Annotated in this window: 1 pseudogene; it reads left to right on the top strand. The window is 72.4% G+C overall.

Going from position 1 to position 1,586, the window contains the following annotated elements:
- Positions 1–92: 92 nt before the first annotated feature.
- Positions 93–1,586: pseudogene (locus tag GH736_RS22655) on the top strand (DEAD/DEAH box helicase); the annotation flags it as partial.

The following is a 1,586-nucleotide window of genomic DNA, read 5'->3' on the forward strand; positions in this document are numbered from 1 at the left end:
CTGATGACCCGGAATGCGAGGTGGTGCGCGTCTTCGGGGTCCATGCGCGTCGAGTCGCGCATCGTGCAAGGTGACGATGCCGCCCGCGACGTGCGGCACGGCTCGCGGCCGAACTGCGCGCGCGCCGCCTCATCGACCGCATCACCGTCGTGGCGCCCACCGACCACCTGAAGCGCCAGTGGGCCGATGCCGCGGCGCGCGCCGGGATCCGACTCGACCCGGGGTTCCGCAACGCCCACGGCCGCACCGCCCGTCACTACCACGGTGTCGCGGTGACCTACGCGCAGGTCGCGATGCGCCCGGCCCTGCACCGGGAGCTCACCCTCTCGGGGCGCTCGCTCGTCATCCTCGACGAGGTGCACCACGGCGGCGACACGCTCTCGTGGGGCGATGCGATCCGCGAGGCGTTCGAGCCGGCCACCAAGCGGCTCTCGCTGACGGGCACGCCGTTCAGGTCCGACACGGCGCCCATCCCGTTCGTCGAGTACGTGCCCGACAACCAGGGCGTGCGGCTCTCGAAGACCGACTACAACTACGGGTACGGGCGGGCCCTCGCCGACGGCGTCGTGCGGCCGGTGCTCTTCATGGTCTACGCGGGCCACATGCGATGGCGCACGAAGGCCGGCGACGAGATGGAGGCGCGGCTCGGCGAGGACAACACGAAGGACATCACGTCCTCGGCGTGGCGCACGGCGCTCGAGCCCACGGGCGAGTGGATCCCGGCGGTCCTGCAGGCGGCCGATCGGCGACTCACCGAGGTGCGCCACGGCATCCCCGACGCCGGAGGCCTGGTGATCGCCACCGACCAGACCGTCGCCCGCGCGTACGCGCAGATCCTCGAGCAGATCTGCGGAGAGCCGGTCACGGTCGTGCTCTCCGACGAGAAGGAGGCGAGTGCGCGCATCGAGGAGTTCTCGGGCAACACCCGCCGCTGGATGGTGGCGGTGCGCATGGTGTCCGAGGGCGTCGACGTGCCGCGGCTCGCCGTCGGGGTCTACGCCACGAGCGCGTCGACGCCGCTCTTCTTCGCCCAGGCGATCGGCCGATTCGTGCGCGCCCGGCGTCGCGGTGAGACGGCGTCGGTCTTCCTGCCCAACGTGCCGACCCTCATGGGCCTCGCCGCGCAGATGGAGCTCGAACGCGACCACGCGCTCGACCGGCGGTCGGGCGACCAGGACGATGACGGCCTCGACGACAGCCTCCTCGAGTCCGCGAACCGCGAGGAGCGCGCCTCCGAGGAGGCCGGTCTCGGCACGTGGGAGGCGATCGGGTCGGATGCCTCGTTCGACCGCGTGCTCTACGACGGCGCGGAGTTCGGCACGCTCGCCGAGCCGGGCAGCGACGAGGAGTACGACTTCATCGGCATCCCCGGCATCCTGGAGCCCGAGCAGGTCTCCGAGCTGCTGCGGCACCGGCAGGCGAGGCAGGCGAGGCGTGCGGGGGAGCGCCGCAAGCACACCGCCGAGGCGGAGGAGTCCGGCCGCGCCGAGCCGGTCGCGCTGTACCGCACCCTGAAGGAGCAGCGCGCGCTCCTGAACAGCCTCGTCGGGCTCTGGGCCAGGCACACCGGCGAGCCGCACTCGCAG

Origin of the sequence: Agromyces humi (assembly GCF_009720255.1) — a bacterium.
GTDB lineage: Bacteria > Actinomycetota > Actinomycetes > Actinomycetales > Microbacteriaceae > Agromyces > Agromyces humi.